This is a genomic window from Candidatus Enterococcus moelleringii, assembly GCF_017377575.1.
Taxonomy (GTDB): Bacteria; Bacillota; Bacilli; order Lactobacillales; family Enterococcaceae; genus Enterococcus_A; species Enterococcus_A moelleringii.
Genome location: NZ_JAFREM010000004.1, coordinates 259,304 through 283,849 on the forward strand (window position 1 = coordinate 259,304; position 24,546 = coordinate 283,849).

General features: G+C 45.6%; 25 protein-coding genes. 7 read left to right on the forward strand and 18 right to left on the reverse strand.

The annotated features are described in order from the left end of the window. Positions 1 to 50: 50 nt before the first annotated feature. From recR to dnaX, 3 genes are all read right to left on the reverse strand, one after another. A complete protein-coding gene (gene recR, locus JZO70_RS03035; RefSeq protein ID WP_207672058.1) occupies positions 51 to 647 on the reverse strand; it encodes a recombination mediator RecR in 597 nt (198 codons plus the stop codon). 28 nt (positions 648 to 675) lie between these two features. Next, positions 676 to 990, reverse strand: coding sequence for a YbaB/EbfC family nucleoid-associated protein (locus JZO70_RS03040; RefSeq protein WP_207672059.1), 315 nt, complete (start codon positions 988 to 990; stop codon positions 676 to 678). Positions 991 to 1,092: 102 nt separating this feature from the next. Further along, complete coding sequence (dnaX, locus tag JZO70_RS03045; protein WP_207672060.1) at positions 1,093 to 2,826, reverse strand: DNA polymerase III subunit gamma/tau; 1,734 nt, start codon at positions 2,824 to 2,826, stop codon at positions 1,093 to 1,095. Positions 2,827 to 3,051: 225 nt separating this feature from the next. Between dnaX and JZO70_RS03050 the strand changes: the two genes are divergently transcribed. The 4 genes from JZO70_RS03050 (at position 3,052) to JZO70_RS03065 (ending at position 7,621) form a co-directional block, all read left to right on the forward strand. Beyond that, positions 3,052 to 4,281, forward strand: a complete 1,230-nt coding sequence (locus JZO70_RS03050; RefSeq protein WP_207672061.1) for an SPFH domain-containing protein — start codon at positions 3,052 to 3,054, stop codon at positions 4,279 to 4,281. Between the two features lie 12 nt (positions 4,282 to 4,293). Beyond that, on the forward strand, positions 4,294 to 5,349 hold the full coding sequence (locus tag JZO70_RS03055; protein WP_207672062.1) for a TFIIB-type zinc ribbon-containing protein: 1,056 nt from the start codon (positions 4,294 to 4,296) through the stop codon (positions 5,347 to 5,349). Further along, positions 5,346 to 6,143, forward strand: coding sequence for a TPM domain-containing protein (locus JZO70_RS03060; protein ID WP_207672063.1), 798 nt, complete (start codon positions 5,346 to 5,348; stop codon positions 6,141 to 6,143). Before JZO70_RS03055 ends, JZO70_RS03060 begins: the two co-directional genes overlap by 4 nt. 191 nt (positions 6,144 to 6,334) lie before the next feature. After that, on the forward strand, positions 6,335 to 7,621 hold the full coding sequence (locus JZO70_RS03065) for a serine hydrolase (protein ID WP_207672064.1): 1,287 nt from the start codon (positions 6,335 to 6,337) through the stop codon (positions 7,619 to 7,621). 51 nt (positions 7,622 to 7,672) lie between these two features. Here the strand turns inward: JZO70_RS03065 and JZO70_RS03070 are convergent, their stop codons facing one another. Beyond that, positions 7,673 to 8,161: a GyrI-like domain-containing protein gene (locus tag JZO70_RS03070; RefSeq protein ID WP_207672231.1), complete on the reverse strand. Its 489-nt coding sequence runs from the start codon at positions 8,159 to 8,161 to the stop codon at positions 7,673 to 7,675. Positions 8,162 to 8,253: 92 nt separating this feature from the next. Between JZO70_RS03070 and JZO70_RS03075 the strand changes: the two genes are divergently transcribed. Continuing rightward, positions 8,254 to 9,468, forward strand: a complete 1,215-nt coding sequence (locus JZO70_RS03075) for a YdcF family protein (RefSeq protein ID WP_207672065.1) — start codon at positions 8,254 to 8,256, stop codon at positions 9,466 to 9,468. Between the two features lie 24 nt (positions 9,469 to 9,492). Here JZO70_RS03075 and JZO70_RS03080 read toward each other — a convergent pair whose 3' ends face one another. The 4 genes from JZO70_RS03080 to JZO70_RS03095 form a co-directional block, all read right to left on the reverse strand. After that, positions 9,493 to 10,323: an aldo/keto reductase gene (locus tag JZO70_RS03080; RefSeq protein ID WP_207672066.1), complete on the reverse strand. Its 831-nt coding sequence runs from the start codon at positions 10,321 to 10,323 to the stop codon at positions 9,493 to 9,495. 129 nt (positions 10,324 to 10,452) lie between these two features. Beyond that, entirely contained in the window at positions 10,453 to 11,448 is a 996-nt protein-coding gene (locus tag JZO70_RS03085; RefSeq protein ID WP_242703732.1) for an RnfABCDGE type electron transport complex subunit D, read from the reverse strand. Then, positions 11,448 to 12,764 (reverse strand): electron transport complex subunit RsxC, encoded by a 1,317-nt coding sequence (gene rsxC, locus JZO70_RS03090; RefSeq protein WP_207672067.1) that lies wholly within the window; start codon positions 12,762 to 12,764, stop codon positions 11,448 to 11,450. The genes JZO70_RS03085 and rsxC overlap by 1 nt, the downstream gene beginning before the upstream one ends. Before the next feature lie 69 nt (positions 12,765 to 12,833). Then, positions 12,834 to 13,721: a DMT family transporter gene (locus JZO70_RS03095; RefSeq protein WP_347565077.1), complete on the reverse strand. Its 888-nt coding sequence runs from the start codon at positions 13,719 to 13,721 to the stop codon at positions 12,834 to 12,836. A 149-nt stretch (positions 13,722 to 13,870) separates the two neighbouring features. Here JZO70_RS03095 and JZO70_RS03100 point away from each other — a divergent pair, with 149 nt between their 5' ends. Then, positions 13,871 to 14,524: a PepSY domain-containing protein gene (locus tag JZO70_RS03100; RefSeq protein ID WP_207672068.1), complete on the forward strand. Its 654-nt coding sequence runs from the start codon at positions 13,871 to 13,873 to the stop codon at positions 14,522 to 14,524. A 59-nt stretch (positions 14,525 to 14,583) separates the two neighbouring features. Here JZO70_RS03100 and dapB read toward each other — a convergent pair whose 3' ends face one another. Beyond that, complete coding sequence (gene dapB / locus JZO70_RS03105) at positions 14,584 to 15,381, reverse strand: 4-hydroxy-tetrahydrodipicolinate reductase (protein ID WP_207672069.1); 798 nt, start codon at positions 15,379 to 15,381, stop codon at positions 14,584 to 14,586. Between the two features lie 186 nt (positions 15,382 to 15,567). On the opposite strand from dapB, the gene JZO70_RS03110 reads away from it, so the two are divergent. Beyond that, positions 15,568 to 16,029: a DUF2798 domain-containing protein gene (locus JZO70_RS03110; RefSeq protein WP_207672070.1), complete on the forward strand. Its 462-nt coding sequence runs from the start codon at positions 15,568 to 15,570 to the stop codon at positions 16,027 to 16,029. A gap of 93 nt (positions 16,030 to 16,122) precedes the next feature. Here the strand turns inward: JZO70_RS03110 and hemC are convergent, their stop codons facing one another. The 9 genes from hemC to JZO70_RS03155 all read right to left on the reverse strand — a co-directional run bounded on the left by hemC (position 16,123) and on the right by JZO70_RS03155 (position 24,059). Next, positions 16,123 to 17,016, reverse strand: a complete 894-nt coding sequence (gene hemC, locus JZO70_RS03115) for a hydroxymethylbilane synthase (RefSeq protein ID WP_207672071.1) — start codon at positions 17,014 to 17,016, stop codon at positions 16,123 to 16,125. Positions 17,017 to 17,033: 17 nt separating this feature from the next. After that, a complete protein-coding gene (locus JZO70_RS03120) occupies positions 17,034 to 17,855 on the reverse strand; it encodes a formate/nitrite transporter family protein (RefSeq protein ID WP_207672072.1) in 822 nt (273 codons plus the stop codon). A 105-nt stretch (positions 17,856 to 17,960) separates the two neighbouring features. Further along, positions 17,961 to 18,263 carry a nitrite reductase (NAD(P)H) small subunit gene (locus JZO70_RS03125; protein WP_207672073.1) on the reverse strand — a complete coding sequence of 101 codons (303 nt, stop codon included), beginning with the start codon at positions 18,261 to 18,263 and terminating at the stop codon, positions 17,961 to 17,963. 1 nt (position 18,264) lies between these two features. Further along, on the reverse strand, positions 18,265 to 20,697 hold the full coding sequence (nirB, locus tag JZO70_RS03130; protein WP_207672074.1) for a nitrite reductase large subunit NirB: 2,433 nt from the start codon (positions 20,695 to 20,697) through the stop codon (positions 18,265 to 18,267). 168 nt (positions 20,698 to 20,865) lie between these two features. Next, positions 20,866 to 21,318 carry a precorrin-2 dehydrogenase/sirohydrochlorin ferrochelatase family protein gene (locus JZO70_RS03135; RefSeq protein WP_207672075.1) on the reverse strand — a complete coding sequence of 151 codons (453 nt, stop codon included), beginning with the start codon at positions 21,316 to 21,318 and terminating at the stop codon, positions 20,866 to 20,868. Beyond that, the gene (locus tag JZO70_RS03140) at positions 21,318 to 21,998 is read right to left on the reverse strand and encodes a sirohydrochlorin chelatase (protein WP_207672076.1); all 681 of its coding nucleotides are present in this window, start codon (positions 21,996 to 21,998) and stop codon (positions 21,318 to 21,320) included. Before JZO70_RS03140 ends, JZO70_RS03135 begins: the two co-directional genes overlap by 1 nt. Before the next feature lie 11 nt (positions 21,999 to 22,009). Next, positions 22,010 to 22,642: a response regulator transcription factor gene (locus JZO70_RS03145; protein ID WP_207672077.1), complete on the reverse strand. Its 633-nt coding sequence runs from the start codon at positions 22,640 to 22,642 to the stop codon at positions 22,010 to 22,012. Further along, positions 22,639 to 23,628, reverse strand: a complete 990-nt coding sequence (locus JZO70_RS03150) for a sensor histidine kinase (RefSeq protein ID WP_242703733.1) — start codon at positions 23,626 to 23,628, stop codon at positions 22,639 to 22,641. The genes JZO70_RS03145 and JZO70_RS03150 overlap by 4 nt, the downstream gene beginning before the upstream one ends. A gap of 2 nt (positions 23,629 to 23,630) precedes the next feature. Further along, on the reverse strand, positions 23,631 to 24,059 hold the full coding sequence (locus JZO70_RS03155; RefSeq protein WP_207672078.1) for a GAF domain-containing protein: 429 nt from the start codon (positions 24,057 to 24,059) through the stop codon (positions 23,631 to 23,633). Between the last annotated feature and the right edge of the window lie 487 nt (positions 24,060 to 24,546).

The window sequence follows — 24,546 nt, forward strand, 5'->3', positions numbered from 1 at the left end:
CTCCATTAGTTCTATTCTCATTGTACACAAAAACGTCGTGAAAGAAAAACCTACAGTTCACGACGTCCCTCTACTGCTTTTAACAAAGTGACTTCATCTGCGTATTCAATGTCGCTGCCGACGGATAATCCGTGGGCTAAGCGGGTGACTTTTATCCCGGCGGGTTTAATTAAACGGGACAGATACATCGCGGTCGCTTCCCCTTCAGTGGTGGCGTTGGTCGCGATAATCACTTCCTTGACTTCATCATTGTGCAGACGCTTGATTAATGTCGGAAGATTAATATCCTCTGGGCCAGTTCCCTCCATTGGAGATATTACTCCATGAAGCACATGGTACAGTCCATGGTATTCGCGGACTTTTTCCAAAGCCATTACATCCTTTGGTTCTTCTACCACTAAAATCGTACTGCGGTCTCTAGTGGTATCGCGACAGATTTCGCAGGGATCTTCCTCGGTGATATTGCCGCAGACGCTGCAAAAATGCAGGTCCCGCTTCACGCTGATTAGCGAACGGGCAAAATCATTCACCGTTTCGTCCTTCATATCAATCGTAAAGAAGGCCAGGCGGGTTGCCGTTTTTTGGCCAATTCCCGGCAGCTTCATATAACTGTCAATTAATTTCGCAATTGGTTCTGGGTATTGCATGGTCTTCTTCCTTTCAACCGAAAAGCAATTATAGACCAGGTAATCCTTTAGTATACTTACCCATTGTTTGTTCGGTTTCTTGAGTTATTTTAGTTAGTGCATCGTTGACTGCCAAAACAATCATGTCCTGCAGCATTTCTGGATCTTCTGGATCGATTAATTCCGGATTGACTTCGATTGTTTTCATAGTTTTGTCGCCAGTGAAAACGACTTTTACTAAATCGTTAGTAGCACTTCCAGTGAATTCTTTTTCGTTTAGTTCTTCTTGTGCCTTCACCATTTCTTTTTGCATCTTTTGCATTTGTTTCATCATGCCTTGCATGTTGCCCATTCCGCGCATCATAATTCTATTCACTCCAATTTCTTAGTCATTAATTTTTTAAGTTGTGTTGCTCCTATCAAGCTTAACATAAAGCCTGCATGATATTGAGTTATTCGCTTTTGGCTAGTCTGCCTCTATCTTCACTAAATCCCCAAAAAGGCTTTTGGCTTGTTCCACCACTTGATTTTCTTCTGGGATCAGCTCGATTTCGCCGCTGTCATCTACGTCATCGTTGACTTCTGGCTTCAAGTCTTTATGCTGGCTAACGTAGGATTGACGCAAGCGCGGCCAGCTTTCTCGTGTAATAAAGACAAAATCTGGCGAGTAGTCTTTAATCATCATGCCTAAAGAATTAAGCATATTGGTCCGTAATTCCTCGCTGCCGTCAGCCCGTTGACAGACAATCTCGTAATCAAAGGCAATTAACAGCATCCCGGGGCCAGCTGCAACTGGCTCACTGGCTTTAAGCAGGGCTCGTTGCGTCACTGGCAGAGCCATCAACAGATCTTCCCAGACACTGCGAACGTTCAGCAGATGGTCTTTGGTTGCTTCTGAGAGCACTTGATAAACCCGTTCCGTTGGCACTCGATAAGTGCTGGCTGTCTTCTTCGGTGCCTTTTGTTTAGTTTCTTCCGCCTTAGCTGGTCCGGCTGGCCGATCCTTCAGCTGCTTAACTTCCGTCTGCAATTGAACGATTTGACGCTTCAGCTCGATAATATCTTCATTATTCGCAGGTGCCGCCACGGCTGCTGCTCCATCTGCTGGAGCTTGGCTAGTAGTTGGCGGTGCTGCTAATTTTACCGTTGCTACTTCTAAATAGACATTGGCATGATTGGTAAAACGAATCTCATTTTGGGTTTCGCTTAACAGCTTAATCATCCAGTAAAAACGATCCGCTGGCGTCTTATCTGCCAATTCCTTAAAGGTATCAGTTAAGTTCGCGCGATCATTTAATAATTGCGGCGCCTGCTGATACATCAGTAAATCCCGGCAATACAGCAATAAATCTTCAGTCAGACGGCGAGCTTCCTTGCCTTCTGCTAAAATCTTCTCCAGCACCTCTAAGGCAGCACTGACATTTTGCTCCAGGCAGGCTGTGATAAAGGCATCCATCATTTCGGTGGTCAAGCTGCCGGTGACAGCCAAGGCATCCGCTAAAGTGATGGTTTCTTCACTAAAAGAGATTGCCTGATCCAGAATACTCAAGGCATCTCGCATTCCGCCTTCAGCGGCGCGGGCAATTACTTGCAGCGCTTGGTCTTCGTAGGTTAAATTGCTGGCTTCCAAAATGTACTGCATCCGGCCTACGATCGCTTGCACGCCAATGCGCTTGAAATCAAAGCGCTGGGTCCGGGAAATGATCGTTGCTGGAATTTTGTGAGGTTCCGTTGTCGCTAAAATAAAAATCACATGCTCTTTTGGTTCTTCCAACGTCTTCAGTAAGGCATTGAAGGCTCCCGTCGAAAGCATATGAACTTCATCGATAATATATACTTTATATTCAGCAGTCGTTGGTGCGTAGTTCGCCCGATCACGAATAAAGCGAATCTCTTCCACACCGTTGTTGCTGGCCGCATCAATTTCAATGACATCTTCTTGTCGTCCTTCAGTAATCGAGCGGCACATTTCGCACTCGTTGCAGGGCTCCCCGTCGACACTATTAGGACAGTTGATGGCTTTGGCAAAGATTTTGGCCGCACTAGTTTTCCCGGTTCCTCTAGGGCCGGTAAACAAATAGGCATGGGAGGTCTTTTTTTGTTTAATCGCGTTCTTCAACGTTTTGGTTATTGCTTCTTGCCCAACCACATCATCAAAACGCTGCGAACGCCAGACACGATATAGTGCTTGATAGGCCATAGTCACCCTCTTTTCTTTTTAGAGCCTTGTAAGAAAGGCTTCGCAAACTCCGCTCAGCTTTTCTTTCCTTTTAAAATCACCGCTCTCTATTATACGTGATTTCACCTGAAAATACTACCGCAATCCCGATAGTTTACTGAGTCTTAAACTTGATAAAACCTTTATTTCTGCGGCTTCTGGTGCCTATGCTATAATGGAAAAAAGAGATTTCAAGGAGGCTATTTTATGGGACTAATTAAAGCAGCAACAAGCACAGTCGGTGGCGGTTTAGCAGATCAGTGGCTGGAGGTCATCGAACCGGCAGACATGGGCCAAACAACCGTGATGACTAAAGGTGTGGCGGTTCGCCAAGATGATCGTCGCGGCTCCAATAAAAAGGGCACCAAAGACGTAATTACCGATGGTTCAGTGGTTCACGTTTATCCCAATATGATGATGCTGTTGGTTGACGGCGGCAAAGTGATCGATTTCACCGCTGAAGAAGGCTATTACACTGTCAAAAATGATTCTGCTCCATCGATGTTCCAAGGCTCGTTGAAAGAAGCGATTGCTGAGACCTTCGACCGTTTCAAATACGGCGGCGTGACTCCGCAAAAGCAGCAAGTCTACTATATTAATCTGCAAGAAATCAAAGGAATCAAATTTGGCACTCCAACTCCTTTGAACTACTTTGATAATTTCTACAATGCAGAGCTGTTCCTGCGGGCTCATGGTACGTATTCAATTAAGATTACTGATCCAATTTTGTTCTTTGCTAATGCAGTACCTCGCAATCTGGAGCAGGTAGATATTTCGGATATTAACGAACAATATTTACAAGAATTTTTGACTGCTCTACAAGCAACGATTAATCAGCTGTCAGCTAGCGGCGAACGAATTTCTTATGTGCCGTCTAAAAGTATGGAGCTTAGCAAATACATGTCGGACATTTTAGATGACAGCTGGCGGGAATTACGGGGCATGGAAATCGTGGCGGTAGCAGTTGCCAGCATTTCTTATACCGATGATTCCACTGAATTAATTAACATGCGCAATAAAGGTGCGATGCTGGGTGATCCTGGTATCCGTGAAGGCTATGTGCAAGGATCAGTCGCTCGCGGAATGGAAGCAGCCGGCAGCAATGATTCGGGCGCCGGCAATGCCTTCTTCGGAATGGGCATGGGGATGAACACTGGCGGCTCTTACCTGTCGCAGGCTTCTGAAAATAATCAGCAGCAGGCCCAGCAAAAACAAGCACAAGGCGACACTTGGACCTGTCCGAAATGCGGTACCGAAAATACCGGCAAGTTCTGCAGCAACTGCGGCGAGCCGAAACCGGCACCGCAGGCAGCAGCTAATGCACCAAAAATTCAAATGAAATGCAGCGAGTGCGGCGAAGTGGTGGACTTAAGCAATGGCGTACCAAAATTCTGTCCTCACTGCGGCAAACCATTTAAAGGCATACCGCTGGATTAAGGAGGACCTGATATGGCTGATGTATTAACTCACCATTGTCCCAATTGCGGCGGGCCCTTAACCTTTGATCCTAACGATCAGAAGTTTCATTGTGATTACTGTTTAAGTATTTTTACTACTGGAGATATTGAAGAGTTTGAAGCGAAGCATCCGGCTGAGTCAGCTATTTCTGCTGAAGAAAAAGCCGACACGGATGCGATGGATTTGTTCAACTGTCCCAGCTGTGGAGCAGAAATCGTCACTGATGCGACAACGGCAGCCACCTATTGCTATTTTTGCCATAATCCGGTGATTTTAGCGGGGCGCTTGTCGGGAGAATTTTTACCAAATAAAGTTTTGCCTTTTCAAATTGACCGTAAAAAAGCCGAGGAGCAGTTTTTGGCTTGGACCAGTAAAAAACGTTTTATCCCGAAGGACTTTTTCGATAAATCGCAAATTGAAAAGCTGACCGGGGTCTACTTCCCTTATTGGGTGGTGGATGCCCAGACCCGTGGCGAGCTCAGCGGGAAAGGCACGTCTTTACGAGTGTGGATCGTGGGCGACATTGAGTACACGGAAACCAAGGTTTATCAAATTTATCGTAAAGGCAAAGCCACCATTAGCAACTTAGTGAAAAATGCCTTAACTAAAAATGTCCAGCAAAAAATGGTGGAAGCCGTTCAGCCCTTTCCAATTGATCAAGCAGTCGATTTCCATACCGAGTATTTGTCGGGCTTTCAGGCAGAAAAACGGGATATTGAGATTAAAGATATTGCGGAGGATTTGAATCGCGAGTTGCAAGGGTACACTGATGATCTGTTGAGAGATACCGTTTCTGGCTATACTACCTTCAATAAAACCAGCAGTACAGCGACGATTAATCGGCAAAGCAATCATTATATGCTGCTGCCGATGTGGCTAGTGACGTATCACGATGCTGGCGGCAAGGTTTATTACTATGCCATGAATGGCCGGACTGGCAAGGTCAGCGGCATCCTGCCGATTAGCAACCAACGTCTGGGGCTGGTTTCAGCTGGTATCTTTGCAGTAGTGGCGGCTCTCCTGCTGATTGGAGGGTACTTCATATGAGAAAACTAGCTTGGTTTTTCGGACTTTTGTTGTTCTTCCTGCCCATGAATGCTTGGGCAGCAGATGATACCGTAACTGATGAAGCTGGACTTTTTACGCCGGATCAGCAAGTGGAGTTAGGAAGCTTAGCTGATACATTAAATGAAAAAATCAAAGGTGAAACGTTTGTTTTAACTACCAACTCCAATACGGAGGACCCGCAGCTTTTTGCCAACCAGCAATTAAAAGCTCGGGTGGGTGAAGACGGCAACGGCGCGTTGCTTCTATTAGATATGGGACAGCGGGAGCTTTACCTAACCTATTCCGGTAATATGATCGATTTCATTAGTGATCGGCGGCGAGACAATATCTTGGATTCTGTACAAGATGCAATGCAGGATGGCAATTATTATCAAGCCGCGGAAAGCTACTTTACTGAAGCGGCTGAGTATGTGGATGATGGTGTTCCCGGTGGACATTTCCGGATAGACGGTGAAACTGGAGAGGTAACGATTTATAAGGCAATCACCGGTTTGGAAGCCGCGATTGCGATTGGAATTGCCTTGATCGCAGCGATTGCCTTCTTCGTGGTTACTAGGATGCGTTATCAGCTGAAGCTGGGGACTTATCGTTACCCGTATCGTGAGCATGCTCATTTGGAATTAGACGAGCGCAAGGATCAGCTGGTAAATTCCTTTGTTACCACCCGACGAATTCCTAAGCCTTCTAATAACGGCGGCGGTATGGGCGGTGGCGGCAGCACCACCAATTCCAGCGGCGGTGGAACCTTCGGCGGCGGCGGACGCGGCTTTTAATGGCTCATTTTTCGTTTAAAATATCCATCAATAGGAACCAGCATTTTATGCTGATTCCTATTATTTGTGTGAAATTCGCCATTTATGTAACAAAATTATAAAGACTTTCCTTCTTAATGCGTGAGAACCCTTGAATTAAGGGGAATACTTTGCTAGAATTTTAAGGTTAAGAGAAAAAAAGGAGATTGCAGATGCAAAATAAAAGAAAAATTCCCTTATTTTTTGTCGTTTTAGCTCTTTTTATACAAATGTTCACTGCCATTCCGGCACAAGCGGCCGATGATTTTTCCATTAATGCGGAAGCGGCTTTTGCCATTGATGCTGATACGGGAAAAATTTTCTACAATCAAAACGGTGATACAGCTTTAGAAATTGCCTCCATCACCAAATTGATTACTGCTTACATGGTCTTAGATGCTGTGAAACAACAAAAAACGAGCTGGGATGCACAAGTCCCGATTTCAGAATATGCAGCCACAAACAGTACCGACCCAGAATTATCCAACGTTCCTTTGAGTCAAGATCGCACGTATTCCGTTAAAGAATTATACGATGCGGCGGTTATTGAATCTGGCAACGCGGCAGCAATTGCTTTAGCTGAGTTTTTGGCGGGCAACGAGCATACCTTTGTCGATCAAATGCGGCAGCTGGTTACTAGCTGGGGAATCACCGATGCGACAATCGTCAATGCTTCAGGTTTGAACAACTACTTCCTGGGAGATCTTCGTTACCCGGATTCTGGCGAGGACGACGAAAATACCATGTCTGCTCGCAGCGTGGCAATTATTGCCCGTCATCTGATTACCGATTTTCCTGAGTATTTAGACACTTCAAAAGTTGTCACTGCTCAATTCGATCCTGAATCAGAATCACCAGTTGAAATGGAAAACTCCAACCAGATGCTTCCAGGCGCGCCTCTAGGCAAGGAAGGCGTCGACGGCTTGAAAACCGGAACTACCGAAAAAGCCGGTGCTTGTTTTGCCGGAACGATTGAACGAGATGGTCGCCGCGTGATTACCGTCGTTTTAAATGCGACTGATCCAGCCGCTGGTGCTCGCTTTACCGAAACCAGTCGCTTAATGGATTACTGCCTAGACAACTGGCAGCTGCAAACCATTGATTTAGCCAACCATCCAATGTCAGGCAACACTACCTTAAAGGTTGTTGACGGCAAAGAAGATGACGTTCGCTTGAAGAACGATGGCGTTGCGGAATTATGGGTACGTTCAGATATGGATGCAAGCCAAGTAACGGTGGAAACCGAGATGGATGAGACCTTGTTGAACAACGGTGACTTGATTGCTCCGGTGCGTAAAGGTGAAAAACTTGGCGTAACCACCGTCAGCTTGAATCAAGATGACCTAGGCTACCTGGATCCAACCGAAGCACCAAGTGCCAATGTTGTAACCAGCAAAGGCGTGGAAAAAGCCAATATCCTTTTGATTACTTGGCGGAAAATTTTAGCTTTATTCAACTAAACATGCAAAGAACCGAGCAAATCATCGCGATCTGCTCGGTTCTTTTTGTCTTTATTTGATGGTACGGATTGGAAAATACAGCTCAACTTCGCCTTCTGAAAAGCTTGGCAAGTAGTGTTCCTGAACGGCTCCAGCCAGTTCGACGTTTTCTAACGGAAAGACTTGGCCCAACATTAATTGCGTGGCCTCATCCACCCGTTCGGCATCGGTTTTAATAGTTAAGTAAGTCATCATAGGAATTTCCCAGCGAATCCAGCCAACGGGCGGTACAGCTTCCAACGGTACCTGAACGCCTGCTAAGTAACGGCCTTCCTTTTGCCAAGGCTCTAGCCAGTTTTCGCCATCACTCATTAAGCCCCACAAATGCAGCTCACTCATGTCGGTGGCATCGATTAGACCGGCCACTTCTTCAAAATGCTGATTCATCTGATCCCATAATAGCGGCACCCATGAGCTTGACTCTTCTGCCAACCCTCGGCCTTCTTTTCCGATGACGCAAAAATTTGGTGAATGGATGCGATTGATCCCTTTAATGTCCATCATAATTCCTCCTAATTATTCTTTTCTTTCTATGCTTCTTTAGCAAACTTTCCCTCTTAATTTGATATACTGACTATGAAAGAGGTGGTGAGATGTTCATAGCCAGAGATGTTGTTGCACTTATTGTCTATTTAGCAAGTATCATTTTATTAAACGTTTGGATAAGTAAAACGGACCAGGAAGAACGACTGCGAAAAAATTTATTTTTAACCGGTGGACTGTTGTCCCTGTATTGTCTGATTGCCGAAATTCAGCAACGGACCTTTTATCTAGTCATTCCCCTGGGCTTTTATGCTTTGTTTCACTTCTTTTATTTTAGAGACAAGGCGCGGCTGCGTAACGGCTGGTTGTTTAACCTGTTTTTAGTCAGCCTGTTTGTCTATCTAGGAGTCTTGTCTTTCAGCTCGATTTCCTTAATTACTATCGGCATCTTAGGTATTTTAGGTGTCTTTGCCCTTTTAGTTCTTTTATTTGGTTTGTATTCGTTAATTATTTTTCTGCTTTGGAACAGCTATTTGGTTTTTAAGCGAGAGTCGCGATCACTGGCTAATTTGTTAACCTTGATTTTGGCCCTAGGGATCATTATTGCTACGGTGATTCGTAGAGTGGGGCCCGATCTGGTCCCTGGCTGGTCGGAACCGCTCCTGTTTATCCCGACAGCTGTCCTGCTTTATTTGTTTCTGGTGTTTTGGAATTTCTTGTCGATTTCCTTACTTTATCAGTTAAACGATCCAAAGCCGGATCAAGATTATGTGATTGTTTTAGGTGCTGGATTAATCAACGGCGAACGCGTTTCACCACTACTGGCGAAGCGAATTGATCGGGCAATTGCCTTTTACCACATGCAAAGCCGCAAAACCTTGTCGCCGCCGCAACTATTAATGTCTGGCGGTCAAGGTTCCGATGAGAAAGTACCTGAATCCGTCGCCATGAAAAACTATGCGCTGGATCAGGGGATTCCTGATGAAGAAATTCTGATCGAAACTCATTCCACCACAACCTTGGAAAATATGCGTTTCAGCAAAGACATTATGGAGCGAGAGAAACCCGACGGCTACAAGGCCATCTTCGCCTCCAACAATTATCATATTTTCCGCGCCGGCATGTATGCCAAGCAGGTTGGATTGAAGGCGGATGGCATCGGTGCAAAGACCGCCAAGTACTATTTGCCCAATGCGTTTCTACGAGAATTCGTTGCGATACTGGTAATCAAGAAACGGATTCACATCATTATGGGAGTTCTGATTGTACTTGGTTGTATCGCTGTTTCTCTGCTTCAACTATTTGTTGAATGGTATGCTGGCTAAAAGTCCTCCTTGCGAGGGCTTTTTTTAGAACTCTTGATACTCTGCCGGATTTTGATTTTTCAGGCGGCCGTCTGGTTTTGACAGGCCATTAATGATCGCCATTTCTTCGTCGGTCAAGGCAAAGTCAAAAATATCCAGGTTGCCTAATTGTCTCATGGTGCTGGAGGCTTTGGGAATCGGCATGGTGTCCAGTTGAATTTCCCAGCGCAAAATAATCTGTCCGACGTTGCGACCGTATTTATGAGCAATTTCTGACAATACTTCGTTGCTTAAGATCTCGCTGGCCCGACCTAAAGGACTCCAGTCTTGGGTCAAAATACCCCGTTGAGCATTGTAAGCTCGCTGCTCTTCTTGGTTGAAGAAAGGATGCAGCTCAACTTGGTTAATCACTGGCAGCACGCCGGTTTCTTGTTCTAAGCGGTCCAGGTGTTCTGGCAGAAAGTTAGAAACCCCGATTGAACGAACCAAACCAAAACGTTGCGCGTCGATCAAGGCTTGCCATGCTTCTACATAACGATCCTCTAGCGGATTCGGCCAATGAATCAAGTATAGATCATAATAATCCAGACCCGCCCGCAGCAAGGATTCTTGAATTGTTGTAATTGCTTCATCGTAAGCATGATGACGTCCCGGAAGCTTTGAAGCTACCACAATTTCTGAACGAGGAACTTCTGAACGGCGAACCGCTTCACCCACTGCTCCTTCATTTTCATAGTTAAAGGCTGAGTCTAATAAACGATACCCATTGGACAAGGCCTGAACCATCGTGTTGACCCCAGCCAATCCGTTTAACTTATAAGTACCAAAACCTACCTTAGGAACAATTAATCCATCTCTTAACTGATACGTTTCCATTTTCTTCCTCCTTCAATTCTTCTCTTCTTATCATACCCGTTTTTTTCCTGAAAAAGCGAGCAATAGGTATTCTAAATTATAAAAAACTTGCAGCCGTTCGTTTAGTTGCCTGAACAGCTGCAAGGAATGTTAATCGGTACTTTTTTCACCATAAACCTGGGGAATAATTAAATAATCAATCAATGGCACAAAGCAGTTCATAATCAGCAGAATAAAGGTCATTCCTTCTGGCATGGAGGTGAATAAGCGCCAAGCCATCAGCAGCAGACCACAGCTGACCCCATAAATGATTTCCCCCTTTGGTGTGGTAGGTGAAGTGCTGTAATCCGTCGCCATAAAGAAGGCACCCAACATCGTAGCCCCGCCAAAGACATGGGCAAAAACGATCGTCATATCCCCTTTGCCGGCAATCAATGCCACCACCGCTACTGTTGCGATCATACACAAAGGAATGTGCCAGCTGATCACTCGTTTATACAGTAAAAATAAACCGCCTAATAATAGTAAAACAGCTGCCGTTTCCGCATTTTTCCCGGCAATTAATCCGGTTAGACTGTCAATCATCTGACTGCTGGATAAGCTTTCTCCGGCACTAGCGGTCATTAACGGTGTGGCCGAAGAGACCACATCTAATCCATCTAATGAAAAGAAGGGCTGCGGCTGAACATTGGTGGACATCTCTTGGGCAAAAACCAGCCGCAGAACAGCCCGTCCAGTTAAGGCGGGATTCAACAAATTTCGACCGATACCGCCGAATAGTTCCTTAGCTAAAATAATCCCGATTGCTCCACCAACTACGGGGTACCATAATGGCACACTGGCGGGTATACTCATAGCTAAAAGGACCGCCGTTACCACCGCAGAAAAATCCTGCGGCACAGAATGTTTACGAATTTTGAACCAAAGAACTTCGCAAACCACACACGTGACGATGGAAATCACATACAGCAGCAGAGACCGCACACCGAAAAAGAGAATCGAAGCCAGGACGCTGGGCAGCAGGGCTAAAACAACCAGCTTCATGATGCGGTCGGTTTTCTCCCAGAACAATAGATGAGGTGAAGCTTCCATCATAGGATAGCGTTCACTGCGAAAATCTTCGAAGGGTTGATTTTTTTCCATCATTAGTCCTTCTTCCTCTCTTTGATTATTTTTTGACCCGCGACGATGTGCTCTGCTAAGTGACGGCGGGCCGGACAAATGTAGGTGCAGCAGCCGCAGTTAATGCAGCTTTCTACGTATAGTTTTTCCAGACGGGCCCAGTTTTGCTTCAAATAATTCTTTTCCAATTGATGAGGCAATAGGCCTATCGGACATACATCGACACAACGGGCACATTTGATACAAGGACTTGGGGTCATATCTTCATCGTGATCTTCGTTGATTACGATCAAACCATTGGCTGATTTAGTCAATGAAGCATTTAGGGTGTCTACCGTTTTGCCCATCATAAACCCGCCGGTGATAATTTTCGATGGACGGCCATTAAAGCCGCCGCAAAATTCAATCACCTCTTCGATCATCGTCCCCATCGGGAAATAAACATTTTTTTGCTTCATCACATCGCCAACTACTGAACAAATCCGGTGACTTAACGGAATCCCCGGCTCGATCGCTTCGTAAACCGCCACGGTTGTTGCCACGTTGATAACTAAATAACCCACGTGTCGCGTCGATCCGCCGTAAGGCTCTTCCCGGCCGGTAACGGTCTTAAACAGCATCTCGGTACTCCCTTGAGGATAGATTGAAGGGACTTCTCTCACGGAGAGATTCGGCGTATCTTTGCACCATTCCCGCATTACTTGGATCGCTTCCTGCTTGTCATCCTCGATGGCGATGATGCCTTCCTTGGCGTCCACTGCTTTCATGACCACCTTGCAGCCCTTCAAGAGCTTTTCACCTTGGGTCGCCATCAAAGCAGCATCCGCCATTAACAACGGCTCGCACTCGGCTCCGTTAAAAATACAAGTATGGATCTCTTCTCGCGGATTCAATTTCACATGGCTGGGAAATGTTGCTCCCCCCAGACCTACCACGCCAGCTGCTTCCACCCGTTGAACAATTGTTTCCCGATCCAATGCTTCAATCGGTTCGTGGTGCTCTTCTGCCAGGCGTTCTTCAAAATCATTTTCAATAATTACACAGAGCATTTCTTCTCCTTGCCCCTGGTCAATTTCTTGAATCCCAACGACCTTTCCAGAAACACTGGCATGGGCTCGTGCTCCCAGCCCGCCATCCATTTTGGCAATGGTCTGACCTAAATAAACCTCATCGCCGACTTCAACAATCACTTCCGGTACGCCGCCGATATGCTGCTGGACGGGAATATAAACCTTTTTCGGATAAATTCTTTCTACCCGTTTGTAGTCATCAATTCCTCTTAAATGCAAGGCTTGATCCTTGTGGAGATCGATACCACCCTTAAAATCATGCTTTTCCATCTCATCTCCCCCAATTTTTTCTATAATTTAATTATATCACGAGAAAAAGACGGACAAGTCGCTTGTCCGTCACAATTTCTTTTGAATCAATAAAATCGATCCCAGCACTAATAAGAAGCCCGCCACCTCAAACATCGTCAGCGGCAATTGGAAAACCACAATCGAAAAGACTGTTGCCAGTAGCGGTTCAAAGGCCGTTAAGGTACTGGCCAAGCTGGAGCTGATGTATTGCAGGCTGGACAAATACAAGAGAAAGGCCAAAGCCGTTCCGATAGTCACAACAAAAAAGATCGACACCACCGACGCCGGCGTAATGATTCCATCTGTCTGCCACATCGGCTGCAGCATGTTAGAAAACACGCTGCCAAAGAGCATTCCCCAGCCCACCGTCACAAAACTGCCGTATTTTGCCAATAACCCTCTTGGCTGCAAGGAGTAAAAGGCCAACGAAACCGCTGAGCCGATTCCCCAGACTAAAGCTGCCGAAGAGATAGACAAATTGGTAAACTCGCCTTTGGTGGCAATGAAGACTACTCCTAAAGCCGTCGTGAATAGCAAGCCGATCGTCAACGGCGACGGTACTTTTCGCCGCCTGAAGGACTCGTACAAGATCACAAAGAACGGTCCCGTGTACTGAATAATCGTACCAAAGGAGGCGTTGCTGGCTTCAATTGTTTTGAAATAAGTCAGCTGTACCGCAAACATGCCGAAGACGGAAAAAATAAGCAGTGCTGCTAAATCCTTTTTCGATTTAAAAGGTGCTAGGATATTCTCCTTTTTCCATAGCATGGCGATCGTTAATAAAATAATTCCTGAAAAAAATAAGCGTACCGATACAAGCCAATCCGCCTGAAACTGATACTTGGTGAACAAAGATTGCCCCTGCATGCCTGATATTGCCCAAAACGAAGCTGCCAACGAAGCAAACATAATCCCTTTTCGTTTAATAACCCCCACCTGCTTTCTCAAAAATAGTATAAAGCAAAATTACAGCCGCCGCCATTCTTCTTTTAAATTCACAAAAATTAACAAGCGTGACCAATTTTGTTAGAATGAAGATGCAAGCCCATCGATTGGTGGGAATTCATACTTTAGGAGGCATCATCATGAAAAAAGTTTTATTAACCACTGTTCTGCTGTCGGCGTTGGCCTTGGCAGGCTGTTCCAATCCAGATAACTCAGAACCTGCCGCATCATCCAGCACTTCCAGCACGGTTTCTACTGCCCAAAGCAGCAGTTCAACCAGCAGCTCATCCTCACAAACCAGCGACAGCAGCAGTACGACTGGTTCCACCAGTGCCCAATCAACTGCGGGCTTAGTCGGGTTAGCGATGACGACTGAAGACGCGATCCAGCGTTATCAAGAAGCTTATCCTGATTCGGACATCACCTCAATTTCTTTGGAACGCAAATTGGGCAATCCAATCTACCAAATTGAAGGGGTAGATGATACGAAGGAATATGAGTTAAGTCTGAATGCTGAAACCAATGAAGTGGTGCAGCAGAAAGATGAGAACTTGGATCGTGACGATCAAAATGAACGCCAGGAAGATGCCCTGCAGCTTGACGGGATCTTAAGCGTTGATGAAGTGGCAGACATCGCTCATTCCAATGCTCAAGGTGCGATTGAAGAATTTGAATTAACCAAAGATTTAGGCACCACCTACTGGGAAGTTAAGCTAAAAGAAGGCCGCAACGAAACCGAGCTGAAAATCAATGCTCAAACTTGTGATATTTTAGAGCAAAAGCAAGATGACTAAGAAACGCGCGTAAAATAAGCGAGCCCTTTTTATTTCAAAAAGGACTCGCTTATTTTGTCTTAAAAAGTAAGCGCATCCTTGACGGAATAATAACCAGGCTTTTGTTGGGCCGCATAAGCAGCACAATCACAGGCGCCGCTGGCAAAGCATTTGAAATTGTAGCTATGGTGGCTGATTTCCAAGCGTTCACCGAAGCCGCCGAAGGTTACGCTGTGACTGCTGGGATAGTCTCCCATGCGCATCGAGTGATAACCAATCGTATTTTCCTGCCGCAAACTCTCACCCTCACGACCATACACTGCCATATCGGTTATCTCCTGATCTAACGCTTTGGCGATCACTTCCCCTAATTCCTTCGAAGTGCCGCTAGGGGCATCCTTTTTCCAGCGATCATGCATCTCCACGATTTCTATATCCGTTTCATTGCCAATGGCTGCTGCCGCGATCTCTAACAAGCGGCTCATCACACTGACTAATTTTGAGGTATTAGCCGCATACAGCATCGGAATGGTTTGCCCGGCTTGGCGGAAGTGCTCCATTTCTTCTGGTGAAAAACCGGTGGTGCCGCAAACCAGCGCTTTTTTATGCTGGACCGCTAAGTTTAGTACCGCTAAACTCATTTCTCTGGTGGAAAAATCAATCATCACATCACATTGATCAATGATCGTTTTTAAATCGTCCACTACCGGAACACCTAAATCAGTACCAACACCTGCTGCTCTGCCTAAATCTTCACCGATATAGTCGCGGCCAACAGGTCCTACTCCACCAACTAAGTGCATATCCTCCCGTTCGGCTGCGATCTGAGTGATTAAACGGCCCATTTTCCCCTTTGGTCCTACTACGATTACATTCATGCTTTTCTCCTCGCTTTCATTACTTGCAGTTTACCATGGACTCCGATCAGATCGGCGAAAAATTTCCCTATTTTTGCAGAAGTTATGCCGTCTGAATAAAAAGATGAAAATTTCTGAAAAAATGCTTACGAGAATTTTTTTTCTGTGGTAAGGTAAAAAATGTACCAAGAAAAAGGAGTGGATATTTTGCCAACAAACAAAAAAGAAGGAATTATTTTTACTACATTAATGTGCTTTTTAATGGTTTTGGGGATGAGTGCATACAACTTGCTGATTCACCAACACTTTACTCTTAGCGGTCTATTAATTGGTTTGGTTCCAGGATTTGTCGTAGCATTCATTTTGGATGTATTTGTCGTAGGGGTTTATGCTAAGAAGCTGGCCTTCAAATTACCGATCAACCGTGAGAAGAAATGGCAAGCAATCATTGCAATCTCTTGCTTAATGGTCTTAGGAATGGTTACTTTCATGTCTATGTTCGGTGTTATTATGGAAATCGGCATTACCAGCCATATTTTCTCAGACTACCTAACTGCATGGAGAATGAACTTTATCGCAGCGTTGCCATTACAGCTGTTGATCGTGGGACCATTTTCACGAATGGTTTTACAAAAAGTCCAAATGAACGCAAAAGCTGCCCTTAGCTAAGAGCAGCTTGATCTAAAGCCGTCGCTTGTTGACGGCTTTTTTTATTTCCAGAAAAAGTATAAGGGTTTCACCAGTATCAAGCCGATATCCGGCTTAGCAATATTGTTTTTCCGGCATTAACAACTGAATCGCTTGTTGGGCTAAGGTTAGCGGATCGCTTCCTGTCAGCCGAACCTTCGCACCTTCGGCTTCCATATCTTCTGCTAGAAATCCATAAAATTCCCAGCCAACAGCTAATTTATTGGCATAGGCGCCGATAGGAATTTCGCAGTTGCCGTCCATTTGTCGCAAGAAATAGCGCTCGGCTTCAGCTGCTGCATAGGTGGTTTCATCAGTTAATTGTGCCAACAGCTGCTGCAGCTCCACGTCTTCTTTGCGGCATTCAATCCCTAGAATTCCTTGTCCAACCGCAGGGACACATTCGTCAGGAGTCAAAATATGATAGGCTGGCAGCTGATTAAAATAATTCATCCGCTCCAAGCCGGCACATGCCAGAACCGTGCCATCCATCTTTTCAGTTATCATTTTTTTCAGCCGGGTTTCGATCTTGCCGCGGATTGGCACAATCGCTACATTGGGATACAGCTGGCTGATCTGCTTGTTGCGGCGCATACTGCTGGTGCCAATCACCAGTGGACGTGCTTGCGACAAAATACCCGGTTCTCTTAAAATCAGACAATCATAGGGCATGGCTCGTTTAGGAGTAGCCGCCAAAATCAAATCCTCTGGCAGACACGCCGGTAAATCCTTCAGACTATGCACCGCAAAATCAATTGTCTTTTGCTGCAGATGGTATTCTACTTCCTTCACGAAGACCCCTTTGCCGCCAATTTGCGTCAGCGGCGCATGAGGCATCCGATCCCCCTTAGTAGAAAGACCCACAATCTCGATATCAATTGGATATAATTTTTGTAATTGCTCCACGACCAACTGGGTCTGCTTCATGGCTAATGGACTTTTGCGGGTGCCTACTCTTAAGGTCTTCATTTTATCCCTCTATCTGTTTAGTCTTCTACGATTATAGACGAGCTCTCCGGCTTTTCCAACTCTTTTTGAGTCGACTTCATTCCGACTTTAAAGGCCAAGAAATACATACCTGCTAAAATTACCCCACCGCCAATCAAATTTCCTGACCAGACAAACACCATGTTTTGAACAAATTCGCCAATGGTTGCTCCTCCAGCCAAAATCCCCGCTGCGATAAAAAACATATTAGCAACTACGTGCTGATACCCGGCAATTACAAAGGCCGCCACCGGCAGCAGCGTACCGAACATTTTGCCGATAAAATCGCGAGAGGCCATATTCATATACACGCCGGTACAAACTAAGATATTGCAGGCAATTCCCGATAAGAAGGCCTGTAAAGGTGCATCGGCGGTTTTGGCCTGCGCGACGGCAATTGTTCGTTCCACAAAAGCCCCTTGTAAAGTATTGGAAAAATAGCCGAAGAAAATTGCAACAATCACAGCGCCCAGCAGATTGAACAAGGTAACTAAAAACATATTGCGGGCCCATTGTTTTAAAGTAATTTCTTTAGCGTAGAGGGCCATGCTGACCGCCAGCATATTGCCGGTAACTAGTTCTCCGCCGACTAGTAATAAGCAAATCAAGCCAAAAGGAAAGATCAAGGCCCCCAATAAATTGACCAAGGTTCCCCATTCTTTAGGCATCGATCCCATCGTGCGAATCATTGCCACTCCAGCCAAACCAATAAACACTCCGGCCATGACTCCTAATACTGCTGTCGTTAAAAAGCTGTAATTGGCCTTGGCTTTGCCGCGGGCAATTGCTTCGTCGACTAATTCTTTTGGTGATAATGACATATTCAAAACTCCTTCTTTTTCATTTTTAAAGGAAGGCTCGCCGCTGACTTTTAACTGTCAAAAGTTCAAAGTCAGCGGACCCCGCTCCAACATATGAGATCCTGGCTATACCTCGACAAAAATGTCGTCACCGATAATTTCGACCGGATAAACAGTTAATTGTCCTTCGTCCGGTTCCTGGATCATACCGTCAACTAAGGAAATTTTGTATTCCCGCATGGGTTCATACAGGTATTCCCCCGAAACGATCCCTTCCAAAACTGGTGCATTGGTTAACGGACAATTATCCTCAATAGCAAAAACACGGCCGTCAGTAACTTGAAAGAGGGCGATTTTTTGATCTTCAATGACGACAGAGCGCCCCACTCTTGGCATCAATTTTGATTGTTTCGTTGCTAATACTTTCATCCTATTTCACCGCTCCCACTAGTTCTGGCTTTTCAATCGTGTACATTTTCTCCCGCAAATCAACGTCTTTAATGATTGGTCCCCAAGTATCTGTGCGTCCTTTGGCAGCAATCGTTTTATTCAGCTCTTCCCAAAGTCCTTTACGTTTCTCTTCATCCAATAAGACCGTTTTGACATTCTCAAAGCCCATTCGCGCTACCCACGGAGCTGTCCGTTCACCGTAAATGCCGGTTTCGCGATAGTATTGCAGCATCGCGCCGCACAAATCAATCACTTCATCTTCTGTTTCCACTGTTACCAAGTGCTGGGCTTCAACTAATTCCGTTCCGCCGTTGCCGCCGATCATAATTTGAAAACCGCTGTCTACACCGATGATTCCAAAGTCCTTCACCGCTGATTCCACACAGCTGCGGGGACAACCGGATACGCCGACTTTGAATTTATGGGGGGTGTCGATGTATTCAAAGGTTTCTTCAATGCGAACCCCCAGCTCCATCGTTTTTTGCGTACCGAAGCGGCAGAAGCTTTGGCCGACACAGGTCTTCACTGAGCGGAAAACTTTGCCGTAGGCTTGGGCTGCTACCATGTCCAGTTCTTCCCAAATTTTCGGCAGATCTTCTTTCTTCACGCCGTACAAACCAATTCGTTGTGATCCGGTTACCTTCACTAGCGGCACATCATAGCGCTCAGCCACTTGAGCCAATTGCATTAACTGCTGCGGCGAAGTTTTACCGCCCCGCATTCTTGGCACAACCGAAAAGGTGCCGTCTTTTTGAATATTGGCGTGCATCCGTTCGTTGACCACCCGTGAATCTCTTTCGTCCTCGTGCTCTTCCGGCCAAGCAACGTTCAAATAAAAATTGACGGCTGGACGACATTTTGAGCAGCCTTCTGCATTACGCCAATCTAAGGCTTCAAATACTTCTGAGGTGCTGGTTAAGTGTTTGGCATAAATTTGCGTCACCACTTGGTCGCGATTCAGATCAGTACACCCACAAATCCCCGTAGCTGTCGTTACCGCATCCCCTAATTCGTATTCCAGCAAGGTTTGGATTTGCGGCTTACACTTGCCGCAAGAAGTTCCCGCCTTGGTTACTTTGCCGACTTCCGCCACACTGGACAGGCCTTTTTCCCGAATTGAACGTAAAATTTTGCCTTTTTCAACGCCATTACAGCCGCAGACTGCCTCATCGTCATCCCATTCGAGGACATCTTGGCCCATTCCGGCACCCTCGCCAATTGCCTGCAAGACAGCGATCGACTGCAAATCCTCGATCGTTTGGCCTTTTTTCATCATGTTGTAATAACGGCTGCCATCATCGGTGTCGCCGTATAGGACGATGCCTTGAATTTTTCCGTCCTTCAAGAAGATCTTTTTGTATTTCCGGGAAGCACTGTCAAAGGCTTCGATGCTGTCCATGCCTTCTGTGTTCAAAATATTCCCCGCTGAATACAAGTCTGCTCCAGATACCTTCAAGGAAGTAAAAGTTTTCGATCCTTGATACGCCTTAACCTCTGGCTGATCAGTCAATCTGTCCGCCAAAATCTTGCCTTGCTCAAACAATGGAGCTACCAAGCCGTAGCAAGTTCCGTTATGCTCAACACATTCTCCCACACCATAGATATCCGACAAACTGGTCTCCATGTAGTCATTCACGACAATCCCGCGATTTACTGCTAAACCAATTTCCCGCGCCAATTCAACCGCTGGGCGGATGCCGATGGACATGACGATTAAATCTGTTTCAATCTCTTCCTCGTTGGCAAAGCGCATGCCGGTAACCCGCTGATCCCCTAAGATTTCTTTGGTGCTGTATTCCATTAAGAACTTCAAGCCTTGATCTTCTAATTCCGCCTGTAAAAGCTTGCCGGCTTTTTCATCCAATTGCGTTTCCATCAGCCATTTGGCTAAATGAACCACAGTCACATCCATGCCTTGCTCTTGTAGGCCCTTTGCAGCTTCCAGCCCTAGAAGTCCGCCACCGATAACGACTGCCTTTTTGTATTTTGCAGTTGCTGCCAGCATTTCAGCGGTGTCATCAATCGTTCGGAAAGCCACAACACCTTCTTTGTCGGCACCAGGAATCGGCAGAATAAAGGGATGGGAGCCGGTTGCCATGATCAATTTGTCATAAGGAATGACTTCGCCGGATTCTGTCGTAACGGTTTTTACCTGGGGATCGACTCCAACTGCTGGATTGTTGTTGATCAGTTCAATCTGATTTTCTTCGTACCAGTCCAACGGATTTGTGATGATCTCATCTACGGTCATTTTCTTTTGCAACACATTGGACAGCATGATGCGATTGTAATTGGGATACTCTTCATTTCCGATAATGGTGATTGTGTAGCGCTCCGGATCGCGTTCCAAAATTTCCTCAACGGTGCGAACTCCGGCCATACCATTGCCAATGACAACTAAACGTTCTTTCATTTTCATTCCACCTCGACCTGCTTATTGTTTGTTCATAACATCACAATAAAGGAATTGCCTCAGCTTTTATATTAGGGAATCCCCTATATGTGGGTAAAATGATGCAAAACATTTTAAAAATGGGCTAGAATTTGATCATTGGCCGCTTTTTCCCAAAAGAAAAAGCCGTTAGCTTTTAACTAACGACTTGAGAAACGCCTGAACGGCTGATTTCAATTTTTTGGCGGTTTCTGGTGATTTGCCGCCAGTAGTAATTGCCAGACCGATGTCTTTTTCTTTGACAAAAACCATGTTGAAAAAGTTGCTGCGGCTTTGCTTGGTGGTGTCATTGACTAGTTGTTCAGGAGTTACTTCTTGTAAAATCCTCTGGTTTACCGTTTCGTTGTCGGTACAAATAAACACCATCTGAAATCCTTGCGTGTCCCCCGTTTGAAAAGGTCGTTGGTGCCAGACAATTCGGCCTTCCTCAGCTAATCGCGACAAGTCACTCGTTACAACTGGTGCAATCACTGTAGGTTTTCCACCTTCTTCCACTAAACCTTTGATTTTTCTAGTGGCAATTTTTCCGCCGCCGATCACCAAAACCGACAGCCGACTTAAATGAACTAAAATAGGATACATTAAACTTCACCTAGCCGTTCCTTGATGGCCGCTTCTAAAGCCGGCTGATCCTGTAAAGTGGGCAAGATTTCATCCATCGTTCCTCGCTGCTCACGAATATCATTAGTGATTTTCTTTGCTAAATAGCCCTCTGCTAAAAACAAACGCTGGACAATCAAAGGATCGGGATGCTGCGTTAGAATTTCTTGGTAAAGATGCTCCCCATGATAGTGAGCCGGGTGAACCGCTCGACCCGTGGCAGCCGCAACACGTTGGGCAACCTGGCACAGCTGCTGATAAGGCGCTTCGTAATGAGGTGTGCCATGGGCAATTAGTAATACATCCCCTTTAAGTTCAGCTTGTTCAACTTGCTGAATGAGGTAATCGCTCACTGCCTGAGTCGTGCCCAACGTGTCCAAGATACGATAGGGAAGCTGACCGGCTAGCACTTCATCCGCCCGTTTGGGTAAATCCTCCTTGGCATGAGTCGCTGGGAACAATAAAATCGGTAAAAACACAATTTCCTCCAGCTGTTTTGCTAGTAAAGAATGCATCGCGTCTTCTAAGGTTTGCTGCTCACCTTCTAATAAACCAATTTCATAGGGGCAGGTTAGGTCCTTGGCCGCTTGTTCAATCAGCGCCATATTAGTAGTTGAAAGCTTGTTTTTTCGTCCATGTAAAACAAAGATAATTCCCTTCATCGGTTTTCCTCCTAAAATTCAATCAGGTGATGCTTTAAGCTGTATTGCAGCAAACTGGCATAGCTTTCCAGCTGCAGTTTTTTCCGCACATTGGCTTTGTGCACCTCCACCGTTTTCACCGAAATAAACAGGCGCTCAGCAATTTGCTTATTGTTGTAGCCTAAGGCAATTAACGGCAAAATTTCCTTCTCCCGTTTGGAAAGACTGCCGTATAGCGGGTCCTCTTTTTCCAGCGCGATCTTGCTTAAGGCGTGTTCTGTATAGCCGTCGTAGCATTGCTTGCCTTGATACACTTGGCGGATAGTTTCGATTAAGGTTTCATCGTTTGCTGTCTTTAACAAGAATCCATCGGCTTTGGCTTCCAGGGCTTCACGAACATAGGAACGTTCATCGTGCATGGTCAAAACGATCACCTTTACTTCAGGAAAAGCTTCCTTCAAACGCTTGGTAGTCAACAATCCATTCTCCCCAGGCGGCATGCTGATATCGATTAAAACAAGCTCAATCAGCTGACTTTCCACCGTCATAAACACTTCATGTCCATCAGCGGCGTCAGCGACTACTTCCATATCCGGTTGTGCGTTAATCAAAAAGGCCAGGGCGTTTCTGATCATGGCATGGTCATCAGCGATAAGTATCTTCATGACTGTAACGCCCCCTTCAACGGCACCTGCATCTGGATGACGGTGCCTTGTTCTGGCTGAGAACGAATCACCAACTGACTGCCAATCGCATGGGCCCGCTCCTTCATGTTCACTAAACCAAAGCCGATTTCCTGCTGAGACAGGTCAAAACCGGCACCACGATCTTGAATTCTAACAACTAGCAGCTCTTCACTAAAATCCAAGGCTAAATAAATCACATTCTCCCCAGAATATTTCATGGCATTAGAAACGGCTTCTTGAATAATCCGGTAAATGGCGATTCGTACCGGTTCGGTCAGCGGCTGCGTAGTACCGCTAACTAGCAGTTCAATTTCAAAGCCGGTCATCTCGGTGGTGCGTTCAATAAACTGCTCCAGCGCCTGAATCAAACCGAATTCATCAATTGCCATCGGCCGCAGCTCGCTGGCTAGATCCTTCACTTCGTTAAGCACTTCGGAAAAATGCCGATCTAAAGCTTTCATTTTAACTGGCTGATCGGCTTCGGCAACCCATTTTAAGCCGCGGGTTTCCAGCATCAAGCCGTAAATGCTTTGGGCGATTCCATCGTGCAAGTCTTGCGCAATTTTTTTACGTTCCAGCTCGCGAACATTATTCAAGTATTCAAACAAAGATTCCTTCTTATTTTCGGCGGTCTGGGGTTGAATTTGCAGAGTCAGCTGACCTTCGCTGCTGTCTACTCGGCCCCAAAACTCTTCACTTTCACCTTCTTGTGTTAATAGCACAAAAGGAAAGCCTAATGGAGAAACCTTGCCCTCCAAAGGACACATCAAGCATTCTTCCTTGGTACTGTGCAGCGCACAGCCTTGTCCGCGGCTGATTTCTAAGACGGCTTGCAGATTCAAGCGATAGTTGGCTTCGATTTCTTGAGCCTTCTGAGTTTTAGCGAGTACTTGGTCCTCGCTGTCCAACAGCCAAAGGGCTTCTTGAATCTTCTTGAAAAGGGTCTCATTTAAATGAAGCATCATCTTCACTTCCTTAATAGTTGACTAAGCTCTGCGGCGGCCTGCTCTAACTGCTGACGTTCATCTAAGGTATATTGATGGGCACTCCGATAGCCGCTCATCAAAACGGCTTGAACCTCTACTTGATCCATAACCGGCGCAGCTAAGGCGGTCTGAAGCTTTTCTGTGCGGGCAATTGGGTATTCAATCAGCCGCTCCGGTCGATCGAAAATATGCTCATCCAGCTGCATGCGGGCAGTTTTCCAAACCATACCGGCAATGCCGCGTCCCACCTGCAAGCGGATATTCTTGTAAGCTTCGCTATTGTTGCCTACTACATGCAACCAGCGAATTTCCTTTGGCGCATCCTCTGGTGCAGCGTTCATCGCCACTCCAAAAAAATCGCAGCCCCATCTTTGCTGATACTCTGCCAGCCAGTCGTTTATTGACCCCATACCAACTACTCCAATCCCCTAATTTTTTGTTTGATTACTTGTACTTTGTTACACCTTTCACTACTTTGAAAGCAGTGATTTAGTATCATCATACCAGAAGTTTAGTAAAAGATGCGTGGAAAATTGCGTAAGAATGTTTCTTTGCCAAATTCGATTTTGATCATTATTGCAACATTTTTTTCTTTTCCAACAGGACTCCCACCATTCTTGTTTTTGGCAGTTAGCCCTTGGTTTTGGCGTACTCTGCTGCTGCATTCCTTAGGTTTGAATCATTGCCCAATAGACTTAAAAATATGCTCGGTCTCAGTAGTCAGGTTCTATTTACGATTTGTTGAAGGATGCTTTCGTATGAGCAGCGAAGAGTCGAATATTTCAAGTGAGAAGTAGTTTTAAAAAACATTCTGATGCATTTTGTATAACATTTCACTTTCAATTTTATGTTGCAGATTCACCAAAATGAATTTTCGATTAGAATAAGTGGACAAAA